Here is a 14,372-nt window from a genome sequence, read left to right on the forward strand (position 1 = left end):
GTGAGATAGTCCGATGGTTCAAGTGCAAGGCCAGCTTTAATTGACGCTCCACCCCCAACCCACTAACCTTCGCAGCTTGTTCCAGGTGCTCTGTGGCGGATACGCCGACAGAGTGAAACAGGGAAGCCGGTGAGTGAGCGCACTTGTACACAGTGCTGCCGCGATCCCGGCGCTGCCCCCGCAACGGTAAATGAGTCAAAACGGTGCCTTTTGCCACTGTATCCGTGTGATATGGGAAGGCGCGCCGTTGGCCTGCTCGCTCGATGAGCAACAGCGCCACTTATGAGTCCGGAGACCGGCCTGGATCATCCAACAGCATCACGGTGGGCGATGCTTGGCTGTCTGTTTTTTCTTTTTCCTGCCCGCCGTTTTTGTCCAGCCCCAACGGAGAGCTGCCATGACTGATTCCCCCGACCGCGACGAACGCCACCTGGCGCGCATGCTGCGCAAAAAAGCCGTGATCGACGAGCGCATCGCCAATTCCCCGAACGAGTGCGGATTGCTGCTGGTACTGACCGGCAACGGTAAAGGCAAGAGCAGTTCGGCATTTGGCATGCTGGCCCGTGCCATGGGCCACGGCATGCAGTGCGGCGTGGTGCAGTTCATCAAGGGGCGCCACAGCACGGGCGAAGAATTGTTCTTCCGCCGTTTCCCAGAGCAAGTGCGCTTCCACGTGATGGGCGAAGGCTTTACCTGGGAAACCCAGGACCGCCAGCGCGACATCGCCGCCGCTGAAGCGGCCTGGGCGGTTTCCCGCGAATTGTTGCAAGACCCGTCCATTGGCCTGGTGGTGCTGGACGAACTGAACATCGCCCTCAAGCACGGTTACCTCGACCTGGATCAAGTGCTCAGCGACCTGCAAGCCCGCCCACCGAAGCAGCACGTAGTGGTCACCGGCCGTGGCGCCAAGCCTGAAATGGTCGAAATGGGCGACACCGTCACCGAAATGGGCATGCTCAAGCATGCGTTCCAGGCCGGTATCAAGGCACAGAAGGGCGTCGAACTTTGAATCAGCCCCGTCATTGCCCGGCCGTACTGATCGCCGCACCGGCGTCCGGCCAGGGCAAAACCACCGTGACCGCTGCGTTGGCGCGTTTGCACCGCAACCTGGGGCGCAAGGTGCGCGTGTTCAAATGTGGGCCGGACTTTCTCGACCCCATGATTCATGAGCGTGCCAGCGGTGCGCCTGTGTATCAGTTGGACATGTGGATGGTCGGCGAGCAGGAAAGTCGCCGCTTGCTGTGGGAAGCGTCGGGCGAGGCTGACCTGATCCTGATCGAAGGCGTGATGGGCCTGTTCGACGGCACGCCCTCCAGTGCCGACCTGGCGCGGCACTTCGGTGTGCCGGTGCTCGGTGTGATCGACGGCACCGCCATGGCCCAGACCTTCGGCGCCCTGGCCTTGGGGCTGGCGCGCTATCAGCCGGACTTGCCGTTCGCTGGCGTGTTGGCCAACCGCGTCGGCACCCTGCGCCATGCACAGTTACTGGAAGGCAGCCTCACCGAAGGCCTGCGCTGGTATGGCGCGTTGTCTCGCGAAACCGGAATTGAATTACCCAGCCGCCACTTGGGCCTGGTGCAAGCCAGCGAACTGAATGACCTCGATGTGCGCCTGGACGCCGCTGCCGAAGCCCTGGGCAGCAGTTGCGAAGTCGCGTTGCCGCCGCCGGTGACCTTCGCCGCCCCGCAAGAGATCGAGGCCGAACCGTTGCTCGCCGGCGTGCGCATTGCGGTGGCCCGCGACGAGGCCTTTGCCTTCACTTACGGCGCCAGCCTTGACCTGCTGCGGGCGATGGGCGCCGAATTGCGCTTCTTCTCGCCGATCCATGATCGCCAATTGCCCGAAGCCGATAGCTTGTACCTGCCGGGCGGCTACCCGGAACTGCACCACCGGGCATTGTCTGAAAACACTTCGATGCTCGACGCTATTCGCGCTCATCACGCGGCGGGTAAACCGTTGCTCGCCGAATGTGGCGGCATGCTGTACCTGCTGGACTCGCTCACCGATGTCGACGGTACCCGTGCCGAACTGGTTGGCTTGCTGCAGGGGGACGCGGTGATGCAGAAGAAGCTCGCGGCCCTGGCCCTGCAAAGCGTCGAGTTGCCGGAAGGCGTACTGCGCGGTCACACCTATCACCACTCCCTGACCAGCACCGAGTGGCAGCCGATTGCCCGTGGCCTTAGCCCCAACGGTGGGCGCGGTGCCGAAGCGGTGTACCGCCAGGGGCGGATGACGGCTTCCTACGTGCACTTCTATTTCCCGTCCAACCCGACGGCAGTGGCCGCATTGTTTGCGCCGAGCCATCAGACTGCTATCGCAGGCAGGCCAGCGCCCTCATCGACCGGGTTCACCGATCACAATGTGGAAGCGGCGGCGCGACGATTCGACTTGCTCGCGAAGAAGCCATGACTGACAACGCCTTTCCTGATGCCGACCGCCAGGCCGTCTATCGCGCCATCGCCGAACGCCGCGACATGCGCCACTTTATCGGCGGCACGGTCGCCCCAGAACTGCTGCACCGCCTGCTCCAGGCTGCGCACCAGGCGCCCAGTGTCGGCTTGATGCAGCCCTGGCGGTTTATCCGTATCAGTGACCGCCGGTTGCGTGGGCAGATTCAACACCTGGTGGAAGAAGAGCGCGTGCGTACCGCCGAGGCGTTGGGCGAGCGTTCCGATGAGTTCATGAAACTCAAGGTCGAAGGCATCCATGACTGCGCCGAAGTGTTGGTGGCAGCGCTGATGGATGATCGCGAGCGCCACATTTTTGGCCGTCGCACCTTGCCGGAAATGGACATGGCATCGTTGTCCTGTGCGATCCAGAATCTATGGCTGGCAGCCCGCGTCGAAGGCCTTGGCATGGGCTGGGTCTCGCTGTTCGAGCCGCAGGCCCTGGCCGACCTGCTGGGTTTGCCGGCCGGTGCGAAACCCTTGGCGGTGCTATGCCTGGGGCCGGTAGCCGGGTTCTATCCGGCACCGATGTTGCAGCTCGAAGGCTGGGCCGAACCACGGCCGCTGAGTGACATGTTGTATGAGAATGTGTGGGGAGTGAGTCAATGAGTGTGGCCTTGCTGTGTGTCGCTGCGGTGGCGCTGGATGCGCTGCTGGGCGAGCCCAGGCGCTGGCATCCGCTGGTGGCATTCGGCAATTTCGCCGGGCGCATCGAGCAACGTTTCAATACCGGAGGCCGTGGCTGGCGCAGCCACGGCGTGACCGCGTGGGTTATCGCGGTGGTGCCGCTGACCCTGATGGCCACTGCGTTGTCGTGGGCGCCTTATATCGGTTGGGTGCTGGAGATTTTAGCGCTGTACTGCGCGCTGGGTATGCGCAGCCTCGGTGAGCACGTGATCCCGGTGGCCCAGGCGTTGCGCAGTGATGACCTGGATGAAGCGCGCAAACGCGTGAGTTATCTGGTCAGCCGCCAGACCAGCGAGCTGGACCGCACCGAAGTCGCCCGCGCCGCCACGGAGTCGGTGCTGGAAAACGGCAGCGACGCGGTGTTTGCCGCGCTGTTCTGGTTTGTGGTCGCCGGTGTGCCGGGCGTGGTGCTGTATCGCTTGAGTAACACCCTCGACGCCATGTGGGGCTATCGCAACGAACGCTTTGAGCGTTTCGGCTGGGCGGCTGCCAAGATCGACGATGTACTCAACTACATTCCTGCGCGGCTGGTGGCTTTGACCTACGCCGTGCTGGGCAAAACCCGCCTGGCGCTTAAATGCTGGCGCACCCAGGGCCCGACCTGGGACAGCCCCAATGCCGGCCCGGTGATGGCGGCTGGCGCGGGCGCATTGGGTGTCGAGTTGGGTGGCGCGGCGATTTATCACAGCGAGTTACATCAGCGCCCGCCATTGGGCGAAGGCCCGCCAGCCGATGCCGATTCTATTGATCGAGGCTGGCAACTGGTGCAGCGCGGCGTATGGTTATGGCTGCTGATCCTCTGCGCGGGGGCGCAATTTTATGCTTGAACACGGTGGTCGCCTGCGAAAGGCAGTGATTCAGTACGGAATCGCCGAGGCGGATTGGCTCGACCTGTCCAGCGGCCTGGCGCCCTGGCCCTGGCCGATCCCCGAGATCCCGTTGCGGGCCTGGGCGCGTTTGCCGGAAACCGATGACGGCTTGGAAAAGGCTGCCAGCGAGTATTACGGCGCCGCCCATGTGTTGCCGGTCGCGGGTTCCCAGGCAGCAATCCAATTGCTGCCGCGCTTGCGTCGCTCCGGCAAGGTCGGGGTGTTGTCGCCGTGTTATGCCGAGCACGCCGAAGCCTGGCGTCGCGCAGGTTACGTGGTGCGCGAAGTGCAGGAGCAGGAAGTCGACTTCTTTCTCGATGGCCTCGACGTGTTGGTGGTGGTCAATCCGAACAATCCCACCGGCCTTAGCCTGACCCCGCAACGCCTCCTGGACTGGCATGCGCGGCTGGCCCAGCGCGGCGGTTGGCTGGTAGTGGATGAAGCCTTTATGGACGTCACCCCGCAATTAAGCCTGGCCAGCCACGCCCATCAAGTCGGCCTGATTGTGTTGCGCTCGTTCGGTAAATTCTTTGGTTTGGCCGGTGTTCGCTTGGGCTTTGTGTTGGCCGAACGCAAGTTGCTCAAGCTATTCGCCGAACAGCTCGGCCCATGGTCGGTCAGCGGGCCGACACGGGTGCTCGGCCAAGTATGCCTGCGCGATATAGCCGGGCACGCCCGCCAGCGTGAGCGCTGTATCGAAGCGGGCCAACGCTTGTTTGACCTGCTTGAGCGCCATGGCTTTCAACCCCACGGTGGCTGCGCCTTGTTCCAGTGGCTGATTACACCGCACGCCGAACACATGCACGAATTCATGGCTCAGCGCGGCATCCTGCTGCGCCTGTTTGTCCACGACAGCAGCCTGCGCTTCGGTTTGCCCGACACCGAGGCGCACTGGCTGCGACTCGATGAAGCCCTGGCCGCCTACAAGGAAGCCATATGAGTACGCTGATGGTGCAAGGCACCACCTCCGACGCGGGTAAAAGCACTCTGGTGACCGCGCTCTGCCGCTGGCTGATTCGCCAGGGCGTCGCGGTGGTGCCGTTCAAGCCACAGAACATGGCACTCAACAGTGCCGTGACTGCCGAGGGCGGTGAGATCGGCCGAGCCCAGGCGGTGCAAGCCCAGGCGGCCAATCTCGCGCCTCACACCGATATGAACCCGGTGCTGCTCAAACCCAACAGTGACACCGGCTCGCAGGTGATCATCCATGGTCGAGCCGTGACCACCATGAACGCCGTGGCCTATCACGACTATAAAGCCATCGCGATGCAAGCGGTGCTGGCCTCCCACGCGCGGTTGAGCGACGCCTACCCGGTGGTGATGGTGGAAGGCGCGGGCTCCCCGGCGGAAATCAACCTGCGCGCCAATGACATCGCCAATATGGGTTTCGCCGAAGCGGTGGATTGTCCGGTGCTGTTGATCGCCGATATCAATCGTGGAGGCGTGTTTGCCCACCTGGTCGGCACACTGGAGTTGCTTTCGCCCACGGAGCAAGCGCGGGTCAAGGGCTTCATCATCAACCGTTTTCGCGGCGATATCGCCTTGTTGCAACCCGGCCTGGATTGGCTGGAAGCCCGCACCGGCAAACCGGTAGTGGGTGTGTTGCCCTACGTGATGGACCTGCACCTGGAGGCCGAAGACGGCATCGACGCGCGTCAGATCGACAAGGCGGCGCAGGTGTTAAACGTGGTGGTGCCGGTGTTGCCGCGAATCAGCAATCACACCGATTTTGACCCGCTGCGCCTGCATCCTCAGGTAGATCTGCAATTCATCGGGCCGGGCCAGGCGATTCCGGCCGCCGACCTGATTATCCTGCCGGGTTCAAAAAGTGTGCGCAGCGATTTGGCGTACCTGCGCGCCAATGGCTGGGACACCGCTGTGGCTCGGCATTTGCGCTACGGCGGCAAGGTGCTGGGGATTTGCGGCGGGTTGCAGATGCTCGGTGAGCAGGTGCATGACCCGCTTGGGCTGGAAGGGCCGCCAGGGTCAAGCGAAGGCTTTGGGTTGCTGGCGTTCAGTACGACGCTTGCCGAAGAGAAACAGTTGCGCAATGTGCGTGGGCACTTGTTGCTGGAGGACGCTCCGGTCAGTGGCTATGAGATCCACGCGGGTGTGACCTCCGGCGAAGCGCTGTCGAAAGCCGCCGTGCTGCTGGATGACGGCCGCAGTGACGGTGCCCAGAGTGAGGACGGCCAGATCTTCGGCACGTATTTGCATGGTCTGTTCGAGACCCCGGCCGCTTGCAGTGCCTTGTTGCGCTGGGCGGGGTTGCAGGATGTGCAGGAGGTGGATTATCACGCGCTGCGCGAGCGCGATATCGAGCGCTTGGCGGACCTGGTGGAGAACCACCTGGACACCGATTTATTGCGCACGCTATGTGGGGTTTAACGGTGTGCACGTCATCCCAATGTGAGCGCGGGCCTGCATCAGAACATCCGCCGGCCGAAAAAGGTGGTTTTCCATGCATCAGTTGATCCTCGGCGGCGCCCGTTCCGGCAAAAGCCGCCTTGCCGAAAAGCTCGCTGCTGACAGCGCGTTGCCCGTCATCTATATCGCCACCAGCCAACCGCTGGACGGTGAGATGAACGCGCGCGTCGCCCTTCATCGCCAGCGCCGTCCCGATCATTGGGGCCTGATTGAAGAGCCCATCGAACTGGCGCGCGTACTGCGTGAAAACGCGTCGTCCGATCGCTGCCTGCTGGTGGATTGCCTGACCCTGTGGCTTACCAACCTGTTGATGCTCGAAGACCCGGCACGCCTGGCGCTTGAGCGTGAATACCTGCTGGAAACCCTGGCCTCGCTGCCGGGTGAAATCATTTTTGTCAGCAACGAGACCGGTTTGGGTGTCGTGCCGCTGGGCGAATTGACTCGCCGCTATGTGGATGAAGCCGGTTGGCTGCATCAAGCCTTGGCCGAGCGGTGTCAGCGTGTTGTCCTGACGGTTGCCGGCCTGCCCCTGACTTTGAAAGGTACTGCGTTATGACTGACAACTGGTGGCTCAACCCCTGCAAGGCCATGGACGCTGTGGCGTACGAACACGCCCTGGCTCGCCAGCAGCAATTGACAAAACCTGCCGGCTCGCTCGGCCAGTTGGAAGCCGTGGCGGTGCAATTGGCCGGCCTGCAAGGCCAGGTCAAACCGTCGGTGGAGCAGCTGTGGATCGCCATTTTTGCCGGCGACCATGGCGTCGTCGCTGAAGGCGTGTCGGCATTTCCCCAGGAAGTGACCGGGCAAATGCTGCATAACTTTGTGACGGGTGGCGCGGCTATCAGTGTGTTGGCGCGACAGCTGGACGCGCAGCTGGAAGTGGTCGACCTTGGCACCGTGACGCCGTCGCTGAGCTTGCCGGGTGTGCGCCACCTGAACATTGGCGCGGGCACGGCGAATTTCGTCAACGGCCCGGCGATGACTGAGGCGCAGGGGCGCCTGGCCTTGCAAGCCGGTCGAGACAGTGCACGCCGTGCACTGCAAAGCGGCGCGCAGCTGTTTATCGGCGGCGAGATGGGTATCGGCAACACCACTGCCGCCAGTGCGTTGGCGTGTGCGTTGCTCGATTGCAAGGTGAGTGACCTGACTGGCCCGGGCACCGGCTTGAATGCCCAGGGCGTCAGCCACAAAGTGGCTGTCATCGAGCGCGCGCTGGCGCTGCATGCAGGGCAACGTGGCGACGCGCTGCAAACCTTGTTCAACCTCGGCGGTTTTGAAATCGCCGCGCTGGTCGGCGGCTATCTGGCCTGTGCCCAGGAAGGCATTGTGGTGCTGGTGGATGGGTTTATCTGCACCGTCGCCGCGTTGGTCGCCACACGCTTGAACCCGGCGTGCCGCGAATGGCTGGTGTTCGGCCATCGTGGTGCTGAGCCGGGTCATCGGCATGTGCTGCAAAGCCTCGACGCCAAACCGCTGTTGGAACTGAGCCTGCGCCTGGGCGAAGGCAGTGGTGCGGCGCTGGCGGTGCCGTTACTGCGCCTGGCGTGCGCGTTGCACGGGCAGATGGCGACGTTCGCAGAAGCGGCCGTGGCAGATCGCCCGGCATGACGTTGCACCTGGACCTGCTGCGTCACGGCGAAACCGAATTGGGCGGCGGCCTGCGCGGCAGCCTGGACGATGCGTTAACCGCCAAGGGCTGGGAGCAGATGCGCGCTGCCGTGGCGGAGCAGGGGCCGTGGGATCGCTTGATCAGCTCGCCGTTGCAACGTTGCGCGCTGTTTGCACGTGAGTTGGGCGCACGCCTCAATGTGCCGGTGAGCCTGGAAAAGGCTCTGCAGGAACTGCACTTCGGCGCCTGGGAAGGGCAAAGTGCAGCGGCGTTGATGGAAACCGACGCTGAAGGGTTGGGCTTGTTCTGGGCCGATCCTTACAGCTTTACGCCGCCTGATGGCGAGCCTGTCAGCGAGTTTTCCGAACGTGTTCTAGGCGCCGTCTCACGCTTGCATCAGGCTTATGCCGGTGAGCGCGTGTTGCTGATCAGCCACGGTGGCGTGATGCGCCTGCTGCTGGCTCGGGCGCGCGGTTTGCCGCGCGAGCAACTGTTGAATGTCGAGGTCGGTCACGGTGGGCTGTTCAGCCTGCAGGTCGCTGCCGATGGTGTGTTGAAGGAAGGAATCTGACGATGCTGCCGTTCTGGATCGCCCTGCAATTTCTCAGCAGTCTGCCGATTCGTTTGCCGGGCATGCCGCAGCCTAAGGAACTGGGGCGTTCGTTGCTCTTTTATCCGCTGGTGGGCGTGTTATTCGGGGTGCTGTTGTGGGGCCTGAATGCCGTGCTGATGGGCGCGCCGCTGTTGCTGCATGCGGCACTGCTGTTGACGGCGTGGGTACTGCTCAGTGGCGGCCTGCACCTGGATGGCCTGGCGGACAGCGCCGATGCCTGGCTCGGTGGTTTTGGCGATCGCGAGCGCACGCTGAGCATCATGAAAGACCCCCGCAGCGGGCCGATTGCCGTGGTTACGTTGGGCTTGGTGTTGTTGCTCAAGTTCACGGCGCTGGTGGCCCTGATCGAGCAGCACAACGGCGCGGCGTTGATCCTCGCGCCGCTGATCGGGCGTGCTTCGATGTTGGCGCTGTTCCTCACTACGCGCTACGTGCGTGCAGGAGGTTTGGGCCAGGCATTGTCGGATCATTTACCAAGGATAGTCGGCCAACAGGTGCTGATCCTCAGCGGTCTGGCCTGCATCTTGATCGGCGGTTTCAGTGGCGGTATTGCGGTTTTGCTGGCTGCGCTTTGCTTTATCGGCCTGCGCCAGCTTATGGTCAATCGGCTCGGCGGCACCACTGGCGACACGGCGGGTGCGCTGTTGGAGCTTCTGGAAGTCGCGGTTTTGGTTGGCTTGGCGCTGTAACACTTTCTTGCATTTCCTCAATCCCGGGTATATACACGCTCTATGCTTGCCTCCCAATGTTTATGCACCAACCTGCGACGCGCCGCCCGTGGCGTCAGCAGGCATTACGACGGCGCTCTCGACGGCTTCGGGATCAACGTCGCCCAGTATTCCTTGCTGTGCAACTTGCAGCGCCTCGACCAACCGAGCATTTCCAGCCTGGCCGACGCCATGGGGCTGGATCGCAGCACATTGGGGCGTAACCTTCGGGTGCTGGAGGGAGAGGGGCTGGTGCTGTTGGTCGAGGGTGATGACCTGCGCAACCGCCTGGTGCTGTTGACGCAAGCCGGCGAAGAACGACTGGCTGCCGCCTTGCCGGCGTGGGAAGCGGCGCAGCAGAAGTTGATTGATCGGTTAGGCGCCGAAAAGCGCGAAACGTTGTTGGCCTTGCTGGATGAACTCGCCTGAGCGCGAGTTTTTTTGACTACAAGCGGGTATATACCCGCGAGCGGAGAATAAGAAATGACCTCGATGTGGCGCACCAGTGGTTGGGTTCTTTTGGGCAGTGCGCTGATCCTGGCCTTGTCTTTGGGCGTACGGCATGGCTTTGGCCTGTTCCTGGCGCCGATGAGCAACGAATTCGGCTGGGGTCGTGAGACCTTTGCCTTCGCTATCGCCCTGCAGAACCTGATCTGGGGCCTGGCACAGCCGTTTACCGGCGCCTTGGCCGACCGTTTCGGCGCTACCAAAGCGGTGTTTGTCGGTGGCGTGCTGTACGCCGTGGGGCTGGTGCTGATGGGCATGTCCGATTCGGCGTGGTCGTTGTCGCTAAGTGCTGGCTTGCTGATCGGGATTGGCCTTTCGGGCACCTCGTTCTCGGTGATTCTCGGTGTGGTCGGCCGCGCCGTGCCGCCGGAAAAACGCAGCATGGCCATGGGCATCGCAAGCGCTGCAGGTTCCTTCGGTCAGTTCGCCATGGTGCCGGGCACCTTGGGGTTGATCGGCTGGCTGGGTTGGTCCGCCGCCTTGCTGGCGTTGGGCCTGATGGTGGCATTGATCTTGCCGCTGGTGGCGATGCTCAAGGACAAGCCGCTGCCGGTGATGGCGGGTCAGCAAACCCTGCGTGAAGCATTGAAGGAGGCCTGCTCCCACTCTGGATTCTGGCTGCTGGCGTTCGGCTTTTTCGTCTGCGGTTTTCAGGTGGTGTTTATCGGTGTGCACCTGCCGGCGTATCTGGTCGACCAGCATTTGCCAGCGACGGTAGGCACTACAGTGCTGGCCTTGATCGGACTGTTTAACGTGTTCGGCACTTACACTGCCGGCTGGCTCGGCGGGCGCATGTCCAAGCCGCGCTTGCTGACCGGCCTGTACCTGTTGCGCGCGGTGGTGATCGTGTTGTTCCTGTGGGCGCCGGTCACTGAAGTCACGGCTTACCTGTTCGGCATGGCGATGGGCTTCCTCTGGCTGTCGACGGTGCCGCTGACCAACGGCACCGTCGCGACGTTGTTCGGTGTGCGAAACCTCTCGATGCTGGGCGGCATTGTGTTCCTGTTCCATCAGCTGGGCTCGTTCCTCGGCGGATGGTTGGGCGGGGTGGTCTATGATCGAACCGGCAGCTACGATTTGATCTGGCAGGTGGCGGTGCTGTTGAGCCTGCTCGCTGCGGCCCTCAACTGGCCGGTGCGCGAGCGACCAGTGGCGCGATTGCAGACGCAGATGGAGGCGGCATGAGTTTCAACAGGTACTGGCTTGGCGGGGCAGGGGCGGTGACGCTTCTGCTGCTTTTGGCGTGGTGGGGTTGGCAGCGCGGCGGGCTGGCGTTGATGCAACTGGGTATGTCGATCTGTTAAGTTCGTCGTCTGGAAACTTTCAAGGACCACGACATGCAGATGCGCTGGCTTGCAGTACCCATCCTGATGGCGATTGGCAGTGTTGCCATGGCCGCCGATTGCCCACCGCTGCTGGCGGGCCAGTTGCCCAAGCTGCGGGCCAAGGAATCCATTGATTTGTGCCAGCGCTTCGCCGGCAAGCCCCTGGTGATCGTCAATACCGCCAGCTTCTGTGGGTTCGCGCCACAGTTTAAAGGCCTCGAAGCCTTGTACCAGCGCTATAAGGGCCAAGGGCTGGAAGTGATCGGCGTGCCGTCCGATGATTTCAAACAGGAAGCCAAGACAGGTGAGGAGACCGCCAAGGTCTGTTACGTGAATTACGGCGTGACCTTCACCATGACCGAGCCGCAAAAAGTCAAAGGGCCGGACGCGGTGCACCTGTTCAAGATTCTGGCGCAGCAGACCAGCGCGCCGAAGTGGAACTTCTATAAGTACGTGGTGGACCGCCAGGGTAAGGTGATTGCCAACTTCTCCAGTTTGACCAAACCCGACAGCCCGGATTTGATCAAGGCAGTGGAAGAGGCGTTGGCCTCCAAACCTTGATCGTAGGCCATTAAAAAGCCCCGCTTCCTTTGCAGGAACGCGGGGCTTTTTTTACGGCTTAAATCAGAACTTGTACGTCACGCCCAGGCCGAAGCCGTTGGCGCTGTTTTCGTACTTGGAAGCGTAGGTCTGACCCAGCGCGTTCTGCTTGTTCACCTTGACCGGCTCTTCCTTGAGGTAGGAATAAGCCAGGTCGACGGTCATGTTATCCATCACCGCGTAGCCCAAGCCGACACTGAAGATCGTCCGGTCACCGGTAGGAATACGCGGCGAACGATCAGTGTTGTTGGTAGGCGACTGGTCGAAGGTCAGACCGGTACGCAGTACCACTTGTTTGGTGATCTGGTACGAGGTACCCAGGGCGTAGGCCCAGGTGTCGTGCCAGTTTTGCGGCTCTTGGATCTGACCGACGATCTGAGGTGCGAGTGCACCACCGGCTCGGGTCACGCCTTCGTTGTTGACGGTAATGTCTTTCAGGCGGCTCCAGCGCGTCCAGGTTGCACCGCCGTAGACCTTCCAGGCATCGCTCAGGTCTTGAGTGACCGAAGCATCCCAGGATTCAGGGGTGTCAACTTTCAGCGATGCATCGTAGCGGCCTGCACCCAGGTAGGCAGGTGGAACGCCAGTGCCCGGGGTTACGTCAGTGTGGCCTTCGAGCTTGTATTTCACTTCCGAGTGATAAGTCAGGCCAACGCGGGTGGTGTCGGTGGCTTGCACCAGGATACCGGCGTTGAAGCCAAGGGCGGTATCGTCGCCTTTGACTTTGACTTTGCTGTCACCGGTGCCTGCCAGCCCAGGAAGCGGCAGCAAACCTAGGTTTGGCTGCGACTCAAGGGTGCCCGAAATACGGTTGATGGTTGGACCAAAACCGATCGACACCTTGTCATTGAAGGCGTAGCTGACAGTCGGCTGGAAGGTAATGACCGCCACTTCACTTTTGCTGCCGAAAGCACGGCCCTGGAAGCCACGTTCGTAGTCAGTCTTCAGGCCGAACGGTGCGTAAACACCGAAGCCGATTGCCCACTGGTCGTTAAGTTTATTGGTGTAGAAGCCAAAAGGGACCGCGGTGAACGGGACCATGTCGCCTTTGTTACTGCCGCGCGAGCGACCGCTGGCGTCTTTGATGTCGGTTGTTGCATCGATCGCTGCAACACCACCAGTGATTTGCTGGCCTTCCAGGCGAGCCATACCGGCAGGGTTACCATAGACGGTGCTTGCGTTATCGGCAGAAGAAGAGCGGCCTGCGAAACCCGTACCCATGCCGGCGACGTCTTGTTCGTTCAGGGCAAAGCCGCTTGCGAACAGTTGGGAGGATGCCATGGTAACGGCGAGGCTAAGTGTGGTCTTGAGCATTACTTTTTTCATTATTAGAACTCCGTGGTGATCACCGCTGCGGAAAGTATCAACAATTTTAAGTTAGCGCTATAGGTTGTAATGTAGGAGATAGAGCGGTTTTGTAGGACAATCCGACCAAAATCAACGTTTTTAGCCGAATCTTGCAAAAAGCCTGATCAACAAGTGACGTGATTCTGGGGTGAAACACAGGTTTGCCAGGCTTGAGTGAAATCTCGCAGCCGGCCTTGAGGGTGAAATATTTCCTTCCAGATACGCGCCATGGCCAGTACGTCGCCCGGCTGTGGCAATGTGGTGCGATGCTGTTCTACCAGCAGCCAGGCGATGGCGGTGGCGTAACGCAGGTTCACCGTAAGCTCCAACTGGGGTGCACTCAGAAATGCATGCTGGCTGGCGAGGCCGCGCACCAGGCTGGCGCGCTCGGGGTCGCGAGCGAGGTATTCGTCCCAGAGGGCGCGGTGGCGAGGTTCGGTGATGCTGTACAGGCCGTGGCCGCGCCTGTCATGCAGAGCGGAGCCAAGTTCCGATTGGCTGGCGGCAATCCCCAGCAGCAGGGATTCGGCGGTCGGATGATGGCGGCCGAGGTAAATCAAGGTCGGCCTGATCACATAACGACACAATTCGCTGGCGGCGATACCCATACAGGCCTCAATCCATGAAAGTGGTCGACGAAACCTGAGAGGGGGAGCTTGGCAGCGGTGAATCGGACTCAGGCTCGTCGCAAGCGGATCATGCCGCTTGAGTTGAAGTGTAGTGTCATATTCACGATGTAAAGGACTGTTTTTAAAACATCTTCTTCATTTAGTTATAACGTTTATATCTATTCGTACTTAGTCAAAACGCCCGGACTTAAAAGCCAGGCAATAAAAAACCCTGCTTTTTAAACAGGGTTTTTGTATTTCAGCGACTCGGGTCGATCAGGCAACCAGTGCCTGACGGGTACGCTCGATCACAGCCTGCAGCGGTTCAGCGCTGGAGTATTGATCGGGGTACAGGCGTTCGCTGTGACGAGCGATGCCGTGTTCGTTGACCAGGGTGAAGCTGAAGCAGCCTTTGCGAGCGGCCATGATCAGGCAGTTCATTGGTGCAAAAGCGTTAGTGAGGGTGCGGATGGCATCCTGAGTGTGGATTTGAGTGGACATATTATTGGTGTTCCTACAAATGACACGGATAAGAACCGTGCAACGTTAAAACGTTCCAGTAACGTCGATCACCATTGATCGAACGAAGAACCCGACTGGAACAAAGCAGCCAGTTTGAAGCGCTA

The 14,372-nt window shown here is 61.2% G+C and carries 17 protein-coding genes and 1 riboswitch; of the genes, 14 read left to right on the plus strand and 3 right to left on the minus strand.

What is annotated here, in order from left to right; all coding sequences use genetic code 11:
* Positions 1–66: 66 nt before the first annotated feature.
* Positions 67–318, plus strand: a riboswitch (cobalamin riboswitch).
* 79 nt (positions 319–397) lie between these two features.
* From cobO to ACLBW8_RS01820, 14 genes are all read left to right on the plus strand, one after another.
* Positions 398–1,009 carry a cob(I)yrinic acid a,c-diamide adenosyltransferase gene (gene cobO, locus ACLBW8_RS01755; protein ID WP_064453503.1) on the plus strand — a complete coding sequence of 204 codons (612 nt, stop codon included), beginning with the start codon at positions 398–400 and terminating at the stop codon, positions 1,007–1,009.
* Positions 1,006–2,409, plus strand: coding sequence for a cobyrinate a,c-diamide synthase (locus ACLBW8_RS01760; protein WP_447804426.1), 1,404 nt, complete (start codon positions 1,006–1,008; stop codon positions 2,407–2,409). Before cobO ends, ACLBW8_RS01760 begins: the two co-directional genes overlap by 4 nt.
* The gene (gene bluB / locus ACLBW8_RS01765; protein ID WP_447804427.1) at positions 2,406–3,056 is read left to right on the plus strand and encodes a 5,6-dimethylbenzimidazole synthase; all 651 of its coding nucleotides are present in this window, start codon (positions 2,406–2,408) and stop codon (positions 3,054–3,056) included. Before ACLBW8_RS01760 ends, bluB begins: the two co-directional genes overlap by 4 nt.
* Positions 3,053–3,961: an adenosylcobinamide-phosphate synthase CbiB gene (gene cbiB / locus ACLBW8_RS01770; RefSeq protein ID WP_447804428.1), complete on the plus strand. Its 909-nt coding sequence runs from the start codon at positions 3,053–3,055 to the stop codon at positions 3,959–3,961. The genes bluB and cbiB overlap by 4 nt, the downstream gene beginning before the upstream one ends.
* A complete protein-coding gene (cobD, locus tag ACLBW8_RS01775) occupies positions 3,954–4,943 on the plus strand; it encodes a threonine-phosphate decarboxylase CobD (protein WP_447804429.1) in 990 nt (329 codons plus the stop codon). The genes cbiB and cobD overlap by 8 nt, the downstream gene beginning before the upstream one ends.
* On the plus strand, positions 4,940–6,391 hold the full coding sequence (locus ACLBW8_RS01780) for a cobyric acid synthase (protein WP_447804430.1): 1,452 nt from the start codon (positions 4,940–4,942) through the stop codon (positions 6,389–6,391). The genes cobD and ACLBW8_RS01780 overlap by 4 nt, the downstream gene beginning before the upstream one ends.
* Positions 6,392–6,464: 73 nt before the next feature.
* Positions 6,465–6,986 carry a bifunctional adenosylcobinamide kinase/adenosylcobinamide-phosphate guanylyltransferase gene (cobU, locus tag ACLBW8_RS01785; RefSeq protein ID WP_447804431.1) on the plus strand — a complete coding sequence of 174 codons (522 nt, stop codon included), beginning with the start codon at positions 6,465–6,467 and terminating at the stop codon, positions 6,984–6,986.
* Positions 6,983–8,038 carry a nicotinate-nucleotide--dimethylbenzimidazole phosphoribosyltransferase gene (cobT, locus tag ACLBW8_RS01790; RefSeq protein WP_447804432.1) on the plus strand — a complete coding sequence of 352 codons (1,056 nt, stop codon included), beginning with the start codon at positions 6,983–6,985 and terminating at the stop codon, positions 8,036–8,038. The genes cobU and cobT overlap by 4 nt, the downstream gene beginning before the upstream one ends.
* Complete coding sequence (cobC, locus tag ACLBW8_RS01795; protein ID WP_064453495.1) at positions 8,035–8,610, plus strand: alpha-ribazole phosphatase family protein; 576 nt, start codon at positions 8,035–8,037, stop codon at positions 8,608–8,610. The genes cobT and cobC overlap by 4 nt, the downstream gene beginning before the upstream one ends.
* Before the next feature lie 2 nt (positions 8,611–8,612).
* On the plus strand, positions 8,613–9,341 hold the full coding sequence (locus ACLBW8_RS01800; RefSeq protein WP_447804433.1) for an adenosylcobinamide-GDP ribazoletransferase: 729 nt from the start codon (positions 8,613–8,615) through the stop codon (positions 9,339–9,341).
* A 42-nt stretch (positions 9,342–9,383) separates the two neighbouring features.
* Positions 9,384–9,788 carry a MarR family winged helix-turn-helix transcriptional regulator gene (locus ACLBW8_RS01805; RefSeq protein WP_447804434.1) on the plus strand — a complete coding sequence of 135 codons (405 nt, stop codon included), beginning with the start codon at positions 9,384–9,386 and terminating at the stop codon, positions 9,786–9,788.
* Positions 9,789–9,842: 54 nt separating this feature from the next.
* Positions 9,843–11,051 carry an MFS transporter gene (locus tag ACLBW8_RS01810; protein ID WP_053257343.1) on the plus strand — a complete coding sequence of 403 codons (1,209 nt, stop codon included), beginning with the start codon at positions 9,843–9,845 and terminating at the stop codon, positions 11,049–11,051.
* Positions 11,048–11,170 carry a hypothetical protein gene (locus ACLBW8_RS01815; RefSeq protein ID WP_257784281.1) on the plus strand — a complete coding sequence of 41 codons (123 nt, stop codon included), beginning with the start codon at positions 11,048–11,050 and terminating at the stop codon, positions 11,168–11,170. The genes ACLBW8_RS01810 and ACLBW8_RS01815 overlap by 4 nt, the downstream gene beginning before the upstream one ends.
* 33 nt (positions 11,171–11,203) lie before the next feature.
* Positions 11,204–11,752, plus strand: a complete 549-nt coding sequence (locus tag ACLBW8_RS01820; protein ID WP_447804435.1) for a glutathione peroxidase — start codon at positions 11,204–11,206, stop codon at positions 11,750–11,752.
* Positions 11,753–11,815: 63 nt separating this feature from the next.
* Here ACLBW8_RS01820 and ACLBW8_RS01825 read toward each other — a convergent pair whose 3' ends face one another.
* The 3 genes from ACLBW8_RS01825 to ACLBW8_RS01835 all read right to left on the minus strand — a co-directional run bounded on the left by ACLBW8_RS01825 (position 11,816) and on the right by ACLBW8_RS01835 (position 14,247).
* On the minus strand, positions 11,816–13,117 hold the full coding sequence (locus ACLBW8_RS01825; protein ID WP_447804436.1) for an OmpP1/FadL family transporter: 1,302 nt from the start codon (positions 13,115–13,117) through the stop codon (positions 11,816–11,818).
* 146 nt (positions 13,118–13,263) lie between these two features.
* The gene (locus ACLBW8_RS01830; protein ID WP_064453489.1) at positions 13,264–13,746 is read right to left on the minus strand and encodes a hypothetical protein; all 483 of its coding nucleotides are present in this window, start codon (positions 13,744–13,746) and stop codon (positions 13,264–13,266) included.
* 276 nt (positions 13,747–14,022) lie between these two features.
* Positions 14,023–14,247: a hypothetical protein gene (locus ACLBW8_RS01835; protein ID WP_007898912.1), complete on the minus strand. Its 225-nt coding sequence runs from the start codon at positions 14,245–14,247 to the stop codon at positions 14,023–14,025.
* Between the last annotated feature and the right edge of the window lie 125 nt (positions 14,248–14,372).

The sequence above is a fragment of the Pseudomonas sp. M5A4_2d genome (assembly GCF_053345295.1).

What these genes read in the sequence shown, in the direction of transcription:
- cobD (WP_447804429.1), top strand. Translation starts at nt 3,954, where the DNA reads ATGCTTGAACACGGTGGTCGCCTGCGAAAGGCAGTGATTCAGTACGGA.
- ACLBW8_RS01830 (WP_064453489.1), bottom strand. Translation starts at nt 13,746, where the DNA reads ATGGGTATCGCCGCCAGCGAATTGTGTCGTTATGTGATCAGGCCGACC.
- ACLBW8_RS01815 (WP_257784281.1), top strand. Translation starts at nt 11,048, where the DNA reads ATGAGTTTCAACAGGTACTGGCTTGGCGGGGCAGGGGCGGTGACGCTT.
- ACLBW8_RS01835 (WP_007898912.1), bottom strand. Translation starts at nt 14,247, where the DNA reads ATGTCCACTCAAATCCACACTCAGGATGCCATCCGCACCCTCACTAAC.
- cobC (WP_064453495.1), top strand. Translation starts at nt 8,035, where the DNA reads ATGACGTTGCACCTGGACCTGCTGCGTCACGGCGAAACCGAATTGGGC.
- ACLBW8_RS01800 (WP_447804433.1), top strand. Translation starts at nt 8,613, where the DNA reads ATGCTGCCGTTCTGGATCGCCCTGCAATTTCTCAGCAGTCTGCCGATT.
- cbiB (WP_447804428.1), top strand. Translation starts at nt 3,053, where the DNA reads ATGAGTGTGGCCTTGCTGTGTGTCGCTGCGGTGGCGCTGGATGCGCTG.
- bluB (WP_447804427.1), top strand. Translation starts at nt 2,406, where the DNA reads ATGACTGACAACGCCTTTCCTGATGCCGACCGCCAGGCCGTCTATCGC.
- cobU (WP_447804431.1), top strand. Translation starts at nt 6,465, where the DNA reads ATGCATCAGTTGATCCTCGGCGGCGCCCGTTCCGGCAAAAGCCGCCTT.
- ACLBW8_RS01805 (WP_447804434.1), top strand. Translation starts at nt 9,384, where the DNA reads ATGCTTGCCTCCCAATGTTTATGCACCAACCTGCGACGCGCCGCCCGT.
- cobT (WP_447804432.1), top strand. Translation starts at nt 6,983, where the DNA reads ATGACTGACAACTGGTGGCTCAACCCCTGCAAGGCCATGGACGCTGTG.
- ACLBW8_RS01810 (WP_053257343.1), top strand. Translation starts at nt 9,843, where the DNA reads ATGACCTCGATGTGGCGCACCAGTGGTTGGGTTCTTTTGGGCAGTGCG.
- ACLBW8_RS01820 (WP_447804435.1), top strand. Translation starts at nt 11,204, where the DNA reads ATGCAGATGCGCTGGCTTGCAGTACCCATCCTGATGGCGATTGGCAGT.
- cobO (WP_064453503.1), top strand. Translation starts at nt 398, where the DNA reads ATGACTGATTCCCCCGACCGCGACGAACGCCACCTGGCGCGCATGCTG.
- ACLBW8_RS01780 (WP_447804430.1), top strand. Translation starts at nt 4,940, where the DNA reads ATGAGTACGCTGATGGTGCAAGGCACCACCTCCGACGCGGGTAAAAGC.
- ACLBW8_RS01825 (WP_447804436.1), bottom strand. Translation starts at nt 13,117, where the DNA reads ATGAAAAAAGTAATGCTCAAGACCACACTTAGCCTCGCCGTTACCATG.